Source organism: Helicobacter sp. T3_23-1059 (assembly GCF_053654515.1).
Genome location: NZ_JBSIUV010000157.1, coordinates 1 through 1,005, shown reverse-complemented (window position 1 = coordinate 1,005; position 1,005 = coordinate 1). Strand labels below are relative to the sequence as shown.

The 1,005-nt window shown below is 34.6% G+C and carries 1 protein-coding gene; it reads right to left on the bottom strand.

What is annotated here, in order from left to right; all coding sequences use genetic code 11:
* Window positions 1-37 precede the first annotated feature (37 nt).
* Window positions 38-1,005: hypothetical protein (locus ACWIX0_RS13750; protein ID WP_454174547.1), on the bottom strand; the 968-nt coding region annotated here is incomplete at its 5' end.

Sequence of the window (1,005 nt, the reverse complement as noted above, 5' to 3'; positions counted from 1 at the left end):
AAAGCCCTCCGCTTATGGATATGTTGGCGGGGTCAATCTATCCGGGCGTAGTCGAGCGATTTTGTGCATTATCAAACTGCACATTTGGCAAAATCTTTAAAATACTTGTAATATCCCCATTCCCACTTGGATTAGAATCTAACATTTCTCGTCCAATTTGATTACCACTTTGATAGGCTTCAAATTCTCTCTCCGCCGTAGCAGTTACCTTGCCTAAATCTTTTGCTTCTAAGTTTATTGATTCTAAGTCATTTAATTTTTTTAGTTTATTGTATCGCGAGGATTTGTCAAATGCTTGTGGTGTGGAATCTGTTTGTTGGGAAGTTATTGCATTTTGTGCAAAAAACATTTGCATAGAATCTATTTGTATAGTTTTTGTTTGTATAGAATCGTTTTGCGAGGAATCTATTTTTGTGTAGTCGTTTTGCATAGAATATGCTGTGATTTTTGTAAAATCTGTTTTTATAGATTTTGTTTGAGTAAAATCTGCTGAATTTTTCGTAGAATCTATTTTTGTAGAATCTGTTTGCATAGATTCTGTTGATTTCATAGAATCTATATCATTTGTCATATTGAGCGCGTAGCGCGAAATATCTCTATGATTATTTATAAAAGCATTATTTTGTGTATTTGTGTTGTTTGCAACTTGCATAGAATCTATTGTGGTTTGTGGCAAATCTTTTTGCGTAGAATTTATTTTTGAAGTTGTTGCCTCTTGTGGTAAATATGCTTGCACAAAATCCGTGCGAATAGAATCTATTTTGGCTAATTTTATGTATTTTTGTGGGTTTATTTTGCTTTTATCATTGCGAGAATCTGTAAAATCTTTATCCCAATAAGGATTGCCGTCATTGCGAGATTCTAGGCTTTTGTCAAAAAGACTAGAATCGTGGCAATCTATTATTTGCACTTTGCCTTGTGGATTGCCACGCAGTTTGGAATCTAAAGAATCTAAACTGCTCGTAATGACGGCGGTGGAATCTAAAAATACCCACCCCCTAACCC